This window comes from Burkholderia sp. HI2500 (assembly GCF_002223055.1).
Taxonomy (GTDB): domain Bacteria; phylum Pseudomonadota; class Gammaproteobacteria; order Burkholderiales; family Burkholderiaceae; genus Burkholderia.
Map to the genome: position 1 here is coordinate 778032 of NZ_NKFL01000005.1, position 15822 is coordinate 793853.

At 67.8% G+C, this 15822-nt stretch carries 11 protein-coding genes; 4 read left to right on the top strand and 7 right to left on the bottom strand.

The window, feature by feature from the left end; all coding sequences use genetic code 11:
* Window positions 1-93 precede the first annotated feature (93 nt).
* Window positions 94-1761 carry a Na+/H+ antiporter gene (locus CFB45_RS16525; RefSeq protein WP_089426456.1) on the top strand — a complete coding sequence of 556 codons (1668 nt, stop codon included), beginning with the start codon at window positions 94-96 and terminating at the stop codon, window positions 1759-1761.
* Window positions 1762-1853: 92 nt separating this feature from the next.
* On the opposite strand, the gene CFB45_RS16530 is transcribed toward CFB45_RS16525, so the two are convergent.
* Both CFB45_RS16530 and CFB45_RS16535 read right to left on the bottom strand, forming a co-directional pair.
* Window positions 1854-5426, bottom strand: a complete 3573-nt coding sequence (locus tag CFB45_RS16530; protein WP_089426457.1) for an indolepyruvate ferredoxin oxidoreductase family protein — start codon at window positions 5424-5426, stop codon at window positions 1854-1856.
* A gap of 2127 nt (window positions 5427-7553) precedes the next feature.
* A complete protein-coding gene (locus CFB45_RS16535) occupies window positions 7554-8111 on the bottom strand; it encodes a sugar O-acetyltransferase (RefSeq protein WP_089426458.1) in 558 nt (185 codons plus the stop codon).
* 357 nt (window positions 8112-8468) lie between these two features.
* Here CFB45_RS16535 and CFB45_RS16540 point away from each other — a divergent pair, with 357 nt between their 5' ends.
* Window positions 8469-9083, top strand: a complete 615-nt coding sequence (locus CFB45_RS16540) for a glutathione S-transferase family protein (protein ID WP_089426459.1) — start codon at window positions 8469-8471, stop codon at window positions 9081-9083.
* 52 nt (window positions 9084-9135) lie between these two features.
* Here CFB45_RS16540 and CFB45_RS16545 read toward each other — a convergent pair whose 3' ends face one another.
* Complete coding sequence (locus CFB45_RS16545) at window positions 9136-10098, bottom strand: ion channel (protein ID WP_089426460.1); 963 nt, start codon at window positions 10096-10098, stop codon at window positions 9136-9138.
* Window positions 10099-10268: 170 nt separating this feature from the next.
* Entirely contained in the window at window positions 10269-11288 is a 1020-nt protein-coding gene (locus tag CFB45_RS16550) for a sulfate ABC transporter substrate-binding protein (RefSeq protein WP_069249019.1), read from the bottom strand.
* 452 nt (window positions 11289-11740) lie between these two features.
* Between CFB45_RS16550 and dapA the strand changes: the two genes are divergently transcribed.
* Complete coding sequence (gene dapA, locus CFB45_RS16560) at window positions 11741-12634, top strand: 4-hydroxy-tetrahydrodipicolinate synthase (protein ID WP_089426461.1); 894 nt, start codon at window positions 11741-11743, stop codon at window positions 12632-12634.
* Between the two features lie 56 nt (window positions 12635-12690).
* On the opposite strand, the gene CFB45_RS16565 is transcribed toward dapA, so the two are convergent.
* From CFB45_RS16565 to CFB45_RS16575, 3 genes are all read right to left on the bottom strand, one after another.
* Window positions 12691-13071 (bottom strand): type II toxin-antitoxin system VapC family toxin, encoded by a 381-nt coding sequence (locus tag CFB45_RS16565; RefSeq protein ID WP_089426462.1) that lies wholly within the window; start codon window positions 13069-13071, stop codon window positions 12691-12693.
* Window positions 13071-13280, bottom strand: coding sequence for a hypothetical protein (locus tag CFB45_RS16570; RefSeq protein ID WP_089426463.1), 210 nt, complete (start codon window positions 13278-13280; stop codon window positions 13071-13073). Before CFB45_RS16570 ends, CFB45_RS16565 begins: the two co-directional genes overlap by 1 nt.
* A 115-nt stretch (window positions 13281-13395) precedes the next feature.
* Window positions 13396-14439, bottom strand: coding sequence for a LysR substrate-binding domain-containing protein (locus tag CFB45_RS16575; protein ID WP_089426464.1), 1044 nt, complete (start codon window positions 14437-14439; stop codon window positions 13396-13398).
* Between the two features lie 106 nt (window positions 14440-14545).
* On the opposite strand from CFB45_RS16575, the gene CFB45_RS16580 reads away from it, so the two are divergent.
* Window positions 14546-15817 carry an MFS transporter gene (locus CFB45_RS16580; RefSeq protein ID WP_089426465.1) on the top strand — a complete coding sequence of 424 codons (1272 nt, stop codon included), beginning with the start codon at window positions 14546-14548 and terminating at the stop codon, window positions 15815-15817.
* The last annotated feature ends 5 nt before the right edge of the window (window positions 15818-15822 follow it).

The following is a 15822-nucleotide window of genomic DNA, read 5'->3' on the forward strand; positions in this document are numbered from 1 at the left end:
TTTCGTGCACGCGCACCGGCCGCTCGAACGCACCCGTCACGCCAGCACGCTACACTCCGTACGATCGTTTCATTCCCCGTATTCGCCGTATCGATGGAAATCGTCTTCACCGTCCTGATCCTGCTGCTGACCGTCGCGCTGTCCGGCGCCGTCACTCGCAACCTGCCGTTCCAACTGCCGTTGCCGCTGATGCAGATCGCGTTCGGCGCGATGCTCGCGTGGCCGAAGCTGAACCTGCACGTCACGTTCGATCCCGAAATCTTCATGCTGCTGTTCATTCCGCCGCTGCTGTTCGCGGACGGCTGGCGGATTCCGAAGCGCGAGCTGTACCTGCAGCGCCGCGCGATCCTGATGCTCGCATTCGGGCTCGTGTTCATGACGGTACTCGCAGTGGGCTACTTCGCGCACTGGCTGATACCCGAGTTGCCGCTGCCGATCGCGTTCGCGCTCGCGGCCGTGCTGTCGCCGACCGACGCGGTCGCGTTGTCCGGCATCGCCGGAAAGGGCCGGATCCCGCCGCAACTGATGCACATCCTCGAAGGCGAGGCGCTGATGAACGACGCGTCCGGCCTCGTCGCGCTGAAATTCGCGATCGCGGCCGCGCTGACGGGCATGTTCTCGCTGCGCGACGCGTCGGTGACGTTCGTGATCGTCGCGGCCGGCGGGCTCGCGACGGGCGCGCTCGTGTCGTGGGCGTTCAGCGCGCTGTCGACGCGCTTCCTGAATGCCGAGCAGGAAGGCGATCCGGCCCCCGGCATCGTGATGACGCTGCTCGTGCCGTTCGCGGCCTACCTGTTCGCCGAGCACCTCGACCTGTCGGGCGTGCTGGCGGCCGTGTCGGCCGGGATGATGATGAACTACACGAGCTTCTCGCGTAAAAGCACCGTCGCGTCGCGCGTGCGCGCCGAAAGCACGTGGGCGATGATCGAGTTCGTGTTCAACGGCATGGTGTTCATCATGCTCGGGCTGCAGCTGCCGCACATCATCGGCCGCACGCTCGTCGACGCGCACCACACGAGCGACGCGCTCGTCGGCCGGATGATCTTCAACGTCTGCGCGATGATGCTCGCGCTGTATGCGATCCGCTTCCTGTGGGTCTGGCTGCTGCGCTGGTTCGCGAGCCGTCGCGCCGCGCGCCACGGCCTCGCGGGCACGATGGCCGGCGTGCGCACGATCGCGGTGATGACGGTCGGCGGCGTGCGCGGCGCGGTCACGCTCGCCGGCGTGCTGTCGATTCCGGTCGCGCTGTCCGACGGCGTGCCGCTGCCGGGCCGCGACACGGCGATCTTCGTCGCGTCGGCCGTGATCCTCGGCTCGCTCGTCGTCGCGGTGGTCGGCCTGCCGCTGCTGCTGCGCGGCGTGCGTTCGTCGCGCAGCCCGCTCGGCGACGAGGAACGCGCCGCGCGCGCGGCCGCCGCGCAGGCCGCGATCCGCGCGATCGACTCGTCGCACGACGCGATCTCGGTCGATCTCGACGAATCGGGCGCCGCCCGCTGCGCGGACATCTCCGCACGCGTGATGGACCAGTACCGCCGCCGCCTCGCGACGCTCGCCGAGGACGGCCCCACACCGCGCGCGGAAGCGAAGCAGGCCGAAACGATGGAACTGCAGATGCGGATCGCGGCCGTGCGCGCGGAACGCTCCGCGCTGTACCGGCTGCGCAGCGAGAGCAAGATTTCCGACGAGACGCTGACGAAGCTGCTCCGCGAGATCGACCTGTCGGAAACCGCGCTGTCGACGCGCAAGAAAGGCATTCTCTAAAGGGCCGGCCGCTGCCTGTACGCAGCAGCCGCGGCCCAATAAAAAACGGCGACGCACACGCGTCGCCGTTTTCATATCCGCCCGCGTTCGTGTTACTTCGCGACGACGACCGGAATCCCCTTCAGCATCCCCGCGCCCTTCATCTCGTCGAGCGCGTGCTGCACGGCCGCGCTCGTCGCCGCTTCGATGCCGAGCTGCAATGCGAGCTCGCGCTCCGCGCGCTTCACGCCGGCGAGATTGCGCACCTTCACGTGCCCGAAGCCGCGCACACGTGCATGCAGATCGGCCAGTTGCATGACCTGCGCCGCATTGCCGGCCGTCATCGCGGCGAGCGCACGCGCGAGCGTCGTCTCGTAGTCGTCGGCGAGCGCACGCTCCATCTTGCGCTCGACGGTGCGGCCGAACGGATCGAGCCACGTGCCGCGCAGGCTGCGCACGCGCGCCAGCATGCCGAACACCGGCCACATCCACTGGCCGAACACGCGCTTCTTCGGTGCGCTGCCGTCGCGGCCGGCCTTCGCGACCGTCGGCGGCGCCAGGTTGAACTTCACGCGATAGGCCTGCCCCGGCACGCCTTCGAACTGCGCTTCGAGCGCCGCGCGGAACGCGTCGTCCGTGTACAGCCGCGCGACCTCGTATTCGTCCTTCACCGCGAGCAGCCGGTAGAACGTCGTCGCGACCGCGCGCGTCAGCGCGTCGTCGCCCTTCGCACGCGCCGCGCTCACGAGCGTACGGTAGCGCTCGACATAGCGCGCGCCGCCGTACGCATCGAGACGCGCTTCGCGATCGGCGATCAGCTCGGCGAGCGTCTCCGGCGCGGCATGCGCGGCCACCGCGTGACGCGCGTTCCACAACGCATCGAGGCCCGCCGCGTCGCCGGCCGCCATCCGGCCGATCGAGAACGCGAGCTTGTTCATCGGCACCGCGACGTTGTTCAGCTCGATCGCGCGCATCATCGCGGCGAGCGACACCGGCACGAGGCCGAGTTGCCATGCGTAACCGAGCATCAGGATGTTCGCGCCGATCGAATCGCCGAGGAACTTCGCGGCGAGCGCCTGCGCGTCGCAGCTCGACAGGTAGCCGTCGCCGGCCGCGTGGTGCATCTTCTCGAGCAGCGCGTCCGCATGCAGGTTCGCGTCGGGGTTCTGCACGAACGACGCGTTCGGGATCCGGTGCGTGTTGACGACGATCCGCGAACGCTCGTGACGCACCGTCTGCAGCGCCTCGGCGCTCGCACCGACGACCATGTCGCACGCGAGCAGCACGTCGGCCTGCTGCGTGTCGATGCGCACCTGGTTCAGCCACCGGTCGCTCGATGCGATCCGCACGAACGACAGCACCGAGCCGCCCTTCTGCGCAAAGCCCATGAAGTCGAGCACCGACGCGCTCTTGCCTTCGAGGTGCGCGGCCATGCTGATCAGCGCGCCGACCGTCACGACGCCCGTGCCGCCGACGCCCGTCACGAGCATGTCGAACGGCGCCGCGTCGAGATGCGTCGCGGGCACCGGCAGCGCATCGACGCGCGCGGCGAGCGCGGCTTCGTCGAATGCGGCACCGGCGGCCTTCTTCAGCGCCGCGCCTTCGACCGTCACGAAGCTCGGGCAGAAGCCGTTCACGCACGAGTAGTCCTTGTTGCACGACGACTGGTCGATGCGGCGCTTGCGGCCGAGCGGTGTTTCGAGCGGCTCGACCGACAGGCAGTTCGACTGCACGCCGCAATCGCCGCAGCCTTCGCACACGGCGTCGTTGATGAACAGGCGCTTGTCCGGATCGGGGAATTCGCCTTTCTTGCGGCGGCGGCGCTTCTCGGCCGCGCAGGTCTGGTCGTAGATCAGCACGGTGACGCCCGGCGTCTCGCGCAGCTCGCGCTGCACCGTGTCGAGTTCGCTGCGATGATGGAACGTCGTACCCGGCGGGAACTGGCCGTGATGACCGTCGTACTTCTCCGGCTCGTCGGACACCACCACGAAGCGCGACACGCCTTCCGCCTCGACCTGCCGCGCGATCTGCGGCACCGAGATGCTGCCGTCGACCGGCTGGCCGCCCGTCATCGCGACCGCGTCGTTGTAGAGGATCTTGTACGTGATGTTCGCTTTCGCGGCCACGGCCTGGCGGATCGCGAGGATGCCCGAGTGGAAGTAGGTGCCGTCGCCGAGGTTCTGGAACACGTGCTTCGTGTTGGTGAACATCGCATGCGCGGCCCAGTCGACGCCCTCGCCGCCCATCTGGATCAGGCCGGTCGTGTCGCGCTCCATCCATGACGCCATGAAATGGCAGCCGATGCCGGCCTGCGCGATCGAGCCTTCCGGCACTTTCGTCGACGTGTTGTGCGGGCAGCCCGAGCAGAAGTACGGCGTGCGCTTCACCGCGTCCGCCTCGTTCGACAGGATCTGCGGCGCGACGAGATCGACCACGCGCTCGCGGCGGTCGAGCGCCGGCTTGTGGCGCGCGAGCCAGTCGGCGAACACCGGCAGGATGCGCGACGGGCGCAGCTCGCCGAGTTCGGACAGCAGGCACGCGCCGGCGGCGTCGTGCTTGCCGAGCACACGCGGGCGCGCGCCTTCCGTGCGGTTGTACAGGTAGTCCTTGATCTGCTGCTCGATGACCGGCCCCTTCTCCTCGATCACGAGCACTTCTGACAGCCCGTCGACAAAGGTTTCGACGCGCGTCATCTCGAGCGGATACGACAGGCCGACCTTGTAGATCCGCACGCCGGCCGCGTCGAGATCGGCCACCGTCAGGTCGAGGCGGCGCAGCGCTTCCATCAGGTCGAGGTGCGCCTTGCCGCAGGTCACGATGCCGACGTTCGCCTGCGCGCTCGGGGCGATCCACTTGTCGATGCTGTTGGTGCGCGCGAAATGGCGCACCGCGTCGAGCTTCGCGGCGAGGCGCGCCTCGATCGTGAGGCTCGGCAGGTCGGGCCAGCGGTTGTGCAGGCCGCCCGCCGGCGGCGTGAAGCCTTCCGGCGCGGGCCACTGCGTCTGCAGTGCGTCGAGGTCGACGGTCGAACCCGATTCGACCGTCTCCGAGATCGCCTTGAAGCCAACCCACGCGCCCGAGTAGCGCGACAGCGCCCAGCCGTACAGGCCGAATTCGAGCATGTCGGCGATGTTCGCCGGGTTCACGACCGGCATGTGCCACGCGATCATCGCGAAGTCGCTTTGGTGCGGCATCGACGACGACACGCAGCCGTGGTCGTCGCCCGCCACCACCAGCACGCCGCCGTGCGGCGACGAGCCGTACGCGTTGCCGTGCTTCAGCGCGTCGCCGGCGCGATCGACGCCTGGCCCCTTGCCGTACCACATCGCATACACGCCCTCGACCGTGCGCTCCGGATCGGCCTCGACCCGCTGCGTGCCGAGCACGGCCGTGCCGCCGAGTTCCTCGTTGATCGCGGGCAGGAAGCGCACGCCGCCGGCGTCGAGCAGTTTCTTCGCCTTCCACAGCTGCTGGTCGACCATGCCGAGCGGCGAGCCGCGATAGCCGCTGACGAAGCCGGCCGTGTTGAGCCCCTGTTCGGCGTCGACCGTGCGCTGCATCAGCAGCAGGCGAACCAGCGCCTGCGTGCCGGTCAGGAAGATCCGGCCGCGCGTCGCGGTCAGGTTGTCGGTCAGGCGGTAGTCGGACAGGGCAGGCGTGCCGTCGACGGGCAGGCGGGCAGTCATGGGGGGATGTCTCCGGATTGTGCTGTTCTGGGCTGCTCGGCAGGGCGTCAGGCGACGCGGGACTGGCGGCAGCGAATGGCTCTATTTTTTCGCGCGCAGCCGAGAATGTTTTTTCTCATCTTGCTCGGGCGGGCCCCCTGTGAGAAAAACTGCGCAGCTTTTTGGCGGGATTTGAGAGAGTTTTCGCGCACGGCGGTCGGGCGGGATGGGCCACGCGTCGGGGTGGGCGGGTCGTTTGTCGGGGAAACGTGTGGCGGTCCGATGGTGGCTCCGGGTATGGGGCGGGTGGCGCTCGTGCCCCGTGTGGCAAGGGTTTCAGCGTCTCTTGGCGGTGACCCTCACCATTGAAATGCACAGCGTTGCGATTGGTCGGCGGCGCGGGATGTCCACAACGCCGCGCCCCTCGGCTGATCGGGCTCGCGCGCTCACCGTTCGATTGCACAGCATTTCGAGTGGCGTGGAGGCCGGGATGTCCACATCGTTGTCGGCATGCGTTGGGCTCTTGCTTCGACGCTCACCGTTGAAATTCACAGCGCGGCGAGTGGGTTTCGGCTGCGGATATCCACATCGGCGATGGCGTATTGTGTCGATCGGCGGCTCGCCTTCAACGTTCGAATGCTCAGGGTCGTGAGTGGGTTTGTCGGCTGGAAAGGCGTGCAGAAACATGCATGCCGGGCAATTGCAGACTCGCGCTCATGGTGGAAGTACGTTGGGTCGCGAGTGGGTTTATCAGCAGGACGGGCGCACTGGTACACGAATGCCGGGCAATCGCGGGCTCGCACTCTTCGTGGAAATGCTTTGGGTCGCGAGCGGGTTTATCGGCCGGACGAGCACGCTGGAACCCGAATGGCGCACAATCGCGGGCTCGCGCTCACCAGGGAAATGCATTGAGTCGGGAGCGGGCTTATCGGCCGAACAGGCACGCCGGAACCCCCATGCTGCGCAATCGCAGATTCACACTCTCCGCAGAAGTACACACTGGGCACGAGTAGGTTTATCGGCCGGACATGTACGCCGCAACGCGCATGCGGCACAATCGCGGGCTCGCGCTCACCGTTGAAATACACAGGGCTTCGAGTGTCTGCAACAGTGGTTATCCACGCCCGATCCGGCATTGCCGACCAACCACGCGGGCACCCTCACCGTTGAAAATCACAGCGCTTCGAGTGGTCCGCGACGCAGGATATCCACATGCAGGCGCGTCTACCGATGCGATAACGGATGCGCGCCGCGGAAGGCGCGACCGGCTGGGAATCCTTGCGGGAAAAGGCTCACCGGCCGATCGGTACTGACACTCACCGTCGAAATGCACAGTGTCGCGAGTCGTTTCGGTGATCGGATATCCACACGGGCGCTCGCGTTGGCCCCGCTCGCACGCTCGCGTCCGAACCGGACATGCACGCCACGTCGGACGGAACCGCCGGCCGAACAATCGCGTCTTGCCGCGCCGACCGCCGACCGCCGACCGCCGACCGCCGACTGCCGATCGCCGATCGCGTATTCGCGCTCGCCGCTGCATTGCGCAGCGTTTCGAGTCGCTTGCGAACGCCGCGATGCGCCGCGAAATCTGCACGTTGCAGACCACGCACCCGCACTCGCCGTTAAAATGCACGGCCTTTCGGGTGACAGCCGGAACCGGATCTCCACGTCGCGGCACGCACGCGGTTCCGCCACGCATGCGCGCGTTCGGCTAGAATGCGCGACGCCTCGAACCACGCAAAGATCGGAAAACCGCGCCAGAAAAGGCGCATCGCCCGATCGGACGCCGCCCCTCACCGTTGAATTCCACAGCATTTCGCGTCGTTTCGCGGGCGAGTTGTCCACAACCCGCTTCATGCCTTCCGTATCATCCGGTGACCCTCACCTGTGAAACGCACAGGGCGCCGAGTCGTTTCGGCGTGAGGATATCCACAACCGATCGCGCGGCGCGACTTTCGTCCGACCATCGACCGGAACGGCGCACGCATCCGCCAGCCGCTATCGGGCCTTTACCGGAAAGCCCCCTCCAGACTGCCTCGGCGGCACGCTCACCGTTCAAATGCACAGCGTTTCGAGTCGCCGTTGAGGTGCGTTATCCACATCAGTCCAACAAGGCTGCCTCGACCAGGCACGCGCCCTCAATCCGGATTACTCGGCAATCGACCGGATGACCGCCGCCGGATTGCCGCCGACCAGCACATCCGGCGGAACATCCCGCGTGACGACGGCCCCGGCCGCGACCACCGAGTTCTCCCCCACCGTCACACCGCCGATGATCGTCGCGCCGGCGCCGATCCAGACGTTCCGTTCGATCACGATCGGCTTCGCGACGACGAAGTCGCGCCGCCCCGAAGGTTCGACGGGATGGCCGGACGTGATGAGGCTGACGTTCGGCCCGATCATCACGTCGTCGCCAATCTCGAGCCCGCCGAGATCGTAGAACGTGCAGTTCTGGTTGACGAACACGTTGCGCCCGAGCTTCATGCCGGTGCCGCCCGTCGCATGGAACGGCGGGATCAACATGAAGCCGTCGTCCACCTGCGTGCCGATCAGTTCTCCGAATAATGTGCGAACCTCGGCGGCATCGTCGAACGTCAGGCGATTGATCCGCGCGGCGATCGACATCGCCCGCCTGACCTCGGCCACCATCGCCGCCGATTCCGGCGTTCTTCTCGGAATGATCGTGGTGCGATCGTCGTTTGCCATGCGTGAGTTGTCTCTCATGACTTCCCTGTTTCGTGATGCATCCGCGCTCGCGGAACGATGCCCGTGTTGGCGTGTGCACGGACGTTGCTGGCTCCGTGATGCCGTGTGCGGAATGCCGGCCTAACCGTGATATCCGTCACATCCATAACTAGTTTAAATATAACTAGTTATCAACATACATCCTTGTACCATAAGGCTTTGCCCGGTCTTCTGCCTGATTCACGCCCGACACACAGCGCATCGGGTCATCACACGCGGATAGCCGCCCCTCGCCGGGCGCCTCTGTCCGAACCGCCGCTGCTCGGGTACGCTGGAGCATCCACCGGACCGACAGCTGCACCCCAACGCGGAGGCACGATGAAGCTCTACTACTGGCCGAAGACCCGGGCATTCCGGGCCTTGTGGATGCTTGAAGAACTCGGCGTGGTGTATGAACTCGTGCCGATCGACCTGCGTTCGCACGAACAGGGCAGCGACGCGTTCGTGCAGGTCAACCCGATGGCCAAGCTGCCCGCGCTCGACGACGGCAGCGTGCCGTTCGCCGAATCGGGCGCCGTGCTGCTCTATCTTGCCGACCGCTGCCCCGGCGCCGGGCTCGGCGTCGCGCCCGACGATCCGCTGCGCGGCCGTTTCCTCCAATGGATGTTCTTCACGCCGACCTGCCTCGAACCGGCGATGGCCGAAAAATTCACCGGCGCGTCGGGCAATCCGGTCGCGTTCGGCTGGGGCAACATCACGCGCGTGCAGCGCGCCCTCGCGCAAGCGCTCGCCCATCGTCCGTGGCTCGTCGGCGACCGCTTCACCGCGGCCGACCTGCTGCTCGCCAGCACGCTGAAGATCGCCTTCGACGCGCATCTGCTGCCGCACGAAGGCGTGCTCGGCGACTACGTCGCGCGCGCCGAGGATCGCGACGCATTCCGCCGCGCGGTCGCGATCGAACAGCGCGAAGCGGCGCGCCTGCTGCATGCGTGACGTGTACGCGTGTCGTGCGGGGGGCGGCGCTACCCGCCGCCCGCGAGCACGCCTACGCAGCCGGGCCCGACGTCGCGGCGCCGGCATTGACCACCGCACCCGGCGAGCCGCGCTCGTCGGTATCGGTGTCGACCGGCACCACCTCATGAAAATGCGTGTAGTCGATGTGCGTGATGCCGTCTTCGTCGTGCATCAGGTCGACATAACGGTGACGCCAGCGGATCTCGTCATGCTCCCAGGAATGACGCGCCTGCATCACCTGCGCGGTGGTCTCGTCCGAGCCTTCGATCGTGATCAGCAACGACGCGTCGCGCGCGGCAAGCGATTCGGGCGTCTCGCCGAACAGCGCGCTCGATTCGTCGATCACGTGCATCAGGTTCCAGCCGAGCAGGAAGATCGGATGCTCGCTGCGCACGAGCGCCAGGTCGTGGATCTTGCGCAGCGTATAGCCCTCGTGTGTGCCCTCGACACGCATCAGCCGCAGTTTCGCCTGCGCCTCGGCAATCACGTTCTGGCGCGCATTCGCGGCGCGCACCATCAGCGTCATCCTGCCGTTCAACGGCCGGACGATCGCGTAGCGTGCGAACAGGATCTTCGCCTGCGGCCGCGAAAACCGCGCGAACACGAGCCCCGTGGCCATCGCAATGCCCGACATCCCGACGAAGATCTCGAACGTCGCGACCAGGTGCGCATAGACGGTCTGCGGATGCATGTCGCCGTAGCCGACGGTCGCGAGTGTCTCGACGCTGAAGAAGAACGCGCCGCCGAAGCCGGCCGGCGACTGGTTCGCGATCGGCGCATGGCCAAGCAGGTAGAGCGTCGCAAAGGCGCCGTTGAGCAGCAGGAACAGCACGGCGAGCGACAGGAAGAATACGGGCCAGCTCACCGTCAGCGCGCGGTGATAGAGGTCGCGCCAGCCGAGCGGCGGCATCCCGTACGCGATCACCGGGCGGGTGCCCGACCAGAGCTTGCGGCCACGGCCGCGGGAGGCTGGGGAGGACGAATCGACGTTCATCGCGCGGTGCCGGAAGCAGGGAGGCGATGAGCGTAGCACGCGCGGCGGCGGCCGGATATGCGTACCGGTTCGGAATGGAAATCCGTCGCGCCACCGGCCGCGCGACGCAAAAAAAGCCGGCCGCGGAAACGGCCGGCTGCGTCTTCAGCGTATGGGCAAGCGAGCGGTGCTCACTTGCGGTCGACGATCACCTGGTCGAACGTGCCGCCGTCCGCGAAGTGTGTCTTCTGCGCGTTCGCCCAGCTGCCGAAGACCTGCTCGACGCTGAACGTCTTCAGCGACTTGAATTCGGCCGCATGCTTCTTCAGCACGTTCGCGTCGCGCGGGCGCAGATGGTGTTGCGCGATGATTTCCTGCGCTTCCGGCGTGTACAGGTAGTCGAGATACGCCTGCGCGACCTTGCGCGTGCCCTTCTTGTCGACGACCTTGTCGACGACGGCGACGGGCGGCTCCGCGAGGATGCTCGCCGACGGATACACCGCGTCGAACTGCGCGCCCGATGCGCCGGTGTCCATCAGCGCGACTTCGTTCTCGAACGTGACCAGCACGTCGCCGATGCCGCGCTGCGTGAACGTCGTCGTCGCGCCGCGGCCGCCGGAGTCGAGCACCGGCACGTTGCGGAAGATCGCCTTCTCGAAGTCGATCGCCTGCTGGTCGGTCGCGCCCTTCTGCTTCTGGAAGCCCCACGCGGCCAGATACGCATAGCGGCCGTTGCCCGACGTCTTCGGGTTTGCGATGATCACCTGGACACCCGGCTTCGCGAGATCGCTCCAGTCCTTGATCGCCTTCGGGTTGCCCTTGCGCACCAGGAACACCATCGTGGTCGAGTACGGCGAGCTGTTGTCCGGGAAACGCGCGCGCCAGTCCTTCGGCAGCAGCTGGCCGCGCTCGGCGAGCAGGTCGATGTCGTTCGGCTGGTTCATCGTCACGACGTCGGCCTGCAGCCCTTGCAGCACCGACAGCGCCTGCGCGCTCGACGCGCCGTGCGACTGCTTGATCGCGACCGTCTCGCCGGTCTTCTGCTTGTAGGCAGCGGCAAAACCCGCGTTGATGTCCTTGTACAGTTCGCGCGTCACGTCGTACGACACGTTCAGGATCGACGTATCCGCGTGCGCGGCCGTTGCCGCCACGACCAGCGCCGCCGCTGCGCCCGTGTGCAGCCAGCGGCCGATCCCCTTCATGCTTGCCATCGTGATATGCCCCGTTTCCAGTGGTGGTGAATGTGCGTGACGGCACGCGTACGCGCTGTCATCGAAACGTAAGCGGGCATTCTAGCGGCCGGGCGCGGCGCGCTTTCCAATCAGTCGTGGAAAGCAAATCTCGAATTCTGCTAAACGGCGGCGGGCGCTCGCGTGCGGATCGGATCCGGTGTTAAGATCGCCGCTCAGCCCATTTCCCGGTTCCTCCATGTCCGCTGCCCTGCGCTCGCTTCCGATCCTCGCCGCCGTCGCGGCAGGTGCGCGCGCGGCCGGGCTGAAACTGAAAAAACGACTCCTCGACTGACGGGGACGTCGCGTCCCGTCAGGCGAATGCCGGACGGGATGCCCGCAGGTCGTTTCTTTCTCCTTGCTCGCACGCCTCACTCCGGCTCTCCGCCGGCGGAACGGTTCCTTCCCACTCCGTTTCCACCCTGAGGCTTTGCATGAACACACGTTTCGAAGGTATCTGGCTGCCGATCATCACGCCGTTCCACCACGGCGAAGTCGACCATGCCGCGCTCGCGCGACTCGCGCGCCACTATGCGGCCGCGGGCCTCGCGGGCTTCGTCGCCGGCGCGACGACCGGTGAAGGCGTGCTGCTCGACGCGCGCGAACAGGACGCCGTGTTTGCGACGCTGCGCGACGCGGCGCCCGGCCTGCCGATCGTCGTCGGGCTGACCGCGAGTGCGACGCATTTCGCGGCCGCCCGTGCGCGCGAACTCGCGGCGCTGCGGCCCGACGGGCTGCTCGTCACGCCGCCCGTCTACGTTCGGCCGACGCAGGACGGCATCCGCCGCCACGTCGAGGCGATCGTCGACGCGGCCGACCTGCCGGTGCTCGTCTACAACATCCCGTACCGCACCGGCGTGAACGTCGAACTGGACACGCTGCAGGCGCTCGCGCGCGACCCGCGCGTCGCGGGCATCAAGGAATGCGGCGGCACGCTCGACCGGATGAGCCGGCTCGTGCACGACACGCCGCTCGCGATCCTGTCCGGCGACGACAACCAGAACTTCGCGGCGATGTGCGCCGGTGCGCACGGCGCGATCGCGAGCAGCGCGCACGTGCTGCCCGAATGGCATGTGCGCATCCATGCGCTGCTGCGCGACGGCCGGCTCGCCGATGCGCGGCGCCTGTCGGTCGCGCTGCAGCCGCTCGTCGCGGCGCTGTTCGCGGAGCCGAACCCGGCGCCGGTGAAGGCCGTGCTGGCCGCGCAAGGGTGGTGCGAGGACGGGTTGCGGCTGCCGTTCGTGCCGGCGAGTGAAGGGTTGAGAGAGCGGCTGGCGGCCATTTGTGCGGAACTGGACGAAATCGAGCCGGACGTCGCGGCAGCATGAACCGCGACGCCACATGACGTGCAGCCGACCGATGGATTTCGCCCCGACAGATTGCTTCAAACTGTCAGAACGAGAGACCGGTCATACCGCGCAAGATGGGCATCGGCCGTCACGAGCTGAAGCGGCTCGTGACGGGCCTGTGCGACCAGCAAGCGATCGAATGGATCACGATGGTGGTGCGGCAGATCACGGACCGCGACCCCATGCGCGGCCCGAACCGGTAGCTCGCGAATCCCGCTCGAGCCGATCGCTCGGATCAGCTTGCCGACGTCGATATCGAGCTGCCCCAGGCCGGCCTTGATGGCGTCCTCCCAGATACTCGCGCTGCTGACGAAACGTACGTCGGCGGCCGAGATCAGGCGGCGCGCCCTTGCGCTCAGCCTGGGGTCATTGGTCACGATCCACAGAAAGATGTGCGTATCGAGCAACAGCCGCATCAGCGCCCTTCGAAGGCATCCAGCAGGTAATCGGGCAGCGGAGCATCGAAGTCGTCCGCGATCCACGCCTGCCCTTGCAGGACACCGAACCGAACAGGCGGATCGCCGGGCACGAGTCGATCAGTTGACGTCCCGTCACCGCGGATCGTGGCATCTGCCCTTTGGGCCGGATCGACCGCATTGGTGCCGGGCGTATTCGCGTTTTGCATGATGACCTCCGTTTCAAGTGATCATCACTGTAGTCAGGTTCACCTGATCGATCCATTCGACCGATCGGCAGAGGGGCTGCCGAATTGCAACCCGCAGCGGCAATCGAGTGTTTCGTCACGCCGCCAGCGCCACCCCCGTCCCCTCCGTCGCATCCCGCACGGCCTGCTTCACGATCCGCGCGAGCCGATCGACGGTCGGCGTCGCCGACGACGTGCGCCGCAGCAAAATCAGCGGCAAACTCGGCAGGGCCGGCAGCCCGCTCGAAGCCGCATCGAGCACGCGCACCGAAGCGGGCAGCCCGTACTGCGAGCGCACCGTCAGCCCGAGGCCGGCCGCCGCCGCGGCCCATAGCCCGGCGAGACTGGGGGTCGTGAACGCAACGCGCCACGGCACGCCCGCGCGATCGAGCGCGCCGGTCGCCGCGCCGAAGAACCGGCACGGCCGGTCGAACACGACGAGCGGCAGCGGCTCGCCGGGCTCCCGCCCCGCACGATCGCCCGTTTCGACCGCGCCGCCGTCCATCCCCTCCTCGGCACCGCCGCCCGGCATGCCGAAGCCGCCCGCGGCCAAGCCCGCCGCCCCCACCCACTGCATCGGCACCTGCGCGATCGCTTCGCTATCGATCCCCGCGCGCGCCACCAGCGCCGCCGACGCCGGGTCTCCCCACACCAGCGCGAGATCGAGCTGGTTCGCGTCGAGCCGGTCGAGCAAGTCGGCATTGCGCGCCACGCGCGCCTCGATCCGCACCTTCGGATGCGCACGCGCGAACCGCCCGAGCACGTCGGGCAGAATCGCCTCGCCGAAATCCTCCTGCAGCCCGACGCGCACCCAGCCGTCGAGATTCATGCCGCGCACGGCCGCGGCCGCCTCGTCGTTCAGCTCGATCATCCGCCGCGCGTAGCGCAGCATCGCGTCGCCGGCGTCGGTCAACGCCAGCCCGCGCCCGGCCTTCACGAACAGCGGCGTGCCGGCCTGCTCCTCGAGCTTGCGGATCTGCGCGCTCACCGCCGACGACGAGCGCGCAACGCGGTCGGCCGCCTTCGCAAAACTGCCGAGATCCACCCCGGCGACGAGGCTGCGCAGCGCCGCCACGTCGAAGTTGGGCCGGGCCAGCGCAAGCGACTCGCCGTCGTCGCGTGGAATGTCTTGTCCGGACATCTCAACCATCCTGTTTTATCGAGCGATTCATCAAAAACTTTCCGATTTTCAGGATGAATGTAGGTCGCCAGACTGTGGATGTCAATTTCCAACCGGGCCTGCCGTCATGGATACCTCGTGCATCGCTTCCCCCTCCTCGCCCGCCCGCGACGTGCGCGGCGCGGCTCATCGCTGGCGCGTGCTGGCGGCCGGCGTCGCCGCGAACATGAGCTTTTCGGCCGCGGCGGCCGGCATTCCGACCACGGCCGTGTGGATGCGCACGGCCTATCACCTCGACAACGGCGCACTCGGCCTCGTGCTCGGCGCGCTCGGCTTCGGCGTCGCGCTGTCCGAGCTGCCGTGGGGAATGGCCGCCGACCGCTTCGGCGACCGCCGCGTGCTGCTCGCCGGGCTCGTCGCCACGGCCGCGATGTTCGCGCTGATGGTGTGCACGATCGTCCCGAGCGCGCACGGCGTGCCGCCGCTGATGCGCGTCGTCGCGACGATGTGCTGCGTCGGCCTGCTCGGCGGCAGCGTGAACGGGTCGAGCGGGCGCGCGGTGATGCGCTGGTTCGGCGAGCGTGAACGCGGGCTCGCGATGAGCATCCGCCAGACGGCCGTGCCGCTCGGCGGCGGCATCGGCGCGGCGCTGCTGCCGTCGCTCGCATCGCATATCGGCTTCGCCGCGGTATTCGGCGCGCTGATGCTGCTGTGTGCAGGTTCGGCCGCGCTCACCTGGCGCTGGCTGCACGAGCCGCCGGCCGAGCCGGCCGTGACGCACCCGGCCACGCATCGCCTCGTCGAGCGGCAGCCGTCCGCGCGGCAGGGGCGCAACCCGCTCGCGAGCGGCCCCGTGTGGCGCATCGTGCTCGGCATCGGCCTGCTGTGCGCGCCGCAGTTCGCGGTGCTCACGTTCGCGACGGTGTTCCTGCACGACTTCGGCCGACTCGGCCTCGCCGGCATCAGTGCGGCGATGGTCACGCTGCAGCTGGGCGCGATGGTGATGCGCGTGTGGAGCGGCCGTCATACCGACCGGCACGGCAACCGGCGCGCGTATCTGCGCGGATCGGTGTTCGTCGCGGCCGGCTCGTTCGCGCTGCTCGCAGCCGCGACGGCTGGCCATGCGCACGTGCCGCTCGCCGCGATCGTCGCGATTCTCGTCTTCGCCGGCATCTGCGTGTCCGCGTGGCACGGCGTCGCGTACACGGAGCTCGCGACGCTCGCGGGCGCGAATCAGGCGGGCACCGCACTCGGAATGGCCAATACCATCGTCTACCTCGGGCTGTTCGCGACGCCACTCGCGATTCCACCGCTGCTCGCAGTCAGTTCGTGGAGTGTCGTGTGGCTCGCGGCCGCGCTGGTCGCCGGCGCGACCTATCCGCTGTTCGCCGCGAAATAGCAGCC

What these genes read in the sequence shown, in the direction of transcription:
- CFB45_RS16530 (WP_089426457.1), bottom strand. Translation starts at nt 5,426, where the DNA reads ATGACTGCCCGCCTGCCCGTCGACGGCACGCCTGCCCTGTCCGACTAC.
- CFB45_RS16540 (WP_089426459.1), top strand. Translation starts at nt 8,469, where the DNA reads ATGAAGCTCTACTACTGGCCGAAGACCCGGGCATTCCGGGCCTTGTGG.
- CFB45_RS16545 (WP_089426460.1), bottom strand. Translation starts at nt 10,098, where the DNA reads ATGAACGTCGATTCGTCCTCCCCAGCCTCCCGCGGCCGTGGCCGCAAG.
- CFB45_RS16580 (WP_089426465.1), top strand. Translation starts at nt 14,546, where the DNA reads ATGGATACCTCGTGCATCGCTTCCCCCTCCTCGCCCGCCCGCGACGTG.
- CFB45_RS16570 (WP_089426463.1), bottom strand. Translation starts at nt 13,280, where the DNA reads ATGCAAAACGCGAATACGCCCGGCACCAATGCGGTCGATCCGGCCCAA.
- CFB45_RS16525 (WP_089426456.1), top strand. Translation starts at nt 94, where the DNA reads ATGGAAATCGTCTTCACCGTCCTGATCCTGCTGCTGACCGTCGCGCTG.
- CFB45_RS16550 (WP_069249019.1), bottom strand. Translation starts at nt 11,288, where the DNA reads ATGGCAAGCATGAAGGGGATCGGCCGCTGGCTGCACACGGGCGCAGCG.
- CFB45_RS16575 (WP_089426464.1), bottom strand. Translation starts at nt 14,439, where the DNA reads ATGTCCGGACAAGACATTCCACGCGACGACGGCGAGTCGCTTGCGCTG.
- CFB45_RS16565 (WP_089426462.1), bottom strand. Translation starts at nt 13,071, where the DNA reads ATGCGGCTGTTGCTCGATACGCACATCTTTCTGTGGATCGTGACCAAT.
- dapA (WP_089426461.1), top strand. Translation starts at nt 11,741, where the DNA reads ATGAACACACGTTTCGAAGGTATCTGGCTGCCGATCATCACGCCGTTC.
- CFB45_RS16535 (WP_089426458.1), bottom strand. Translation starts at nt 8,111, where the DNA reads ATGGCAAACGACGATCGCACCACGATCATTCCGAGAAGAACGCCGGAA.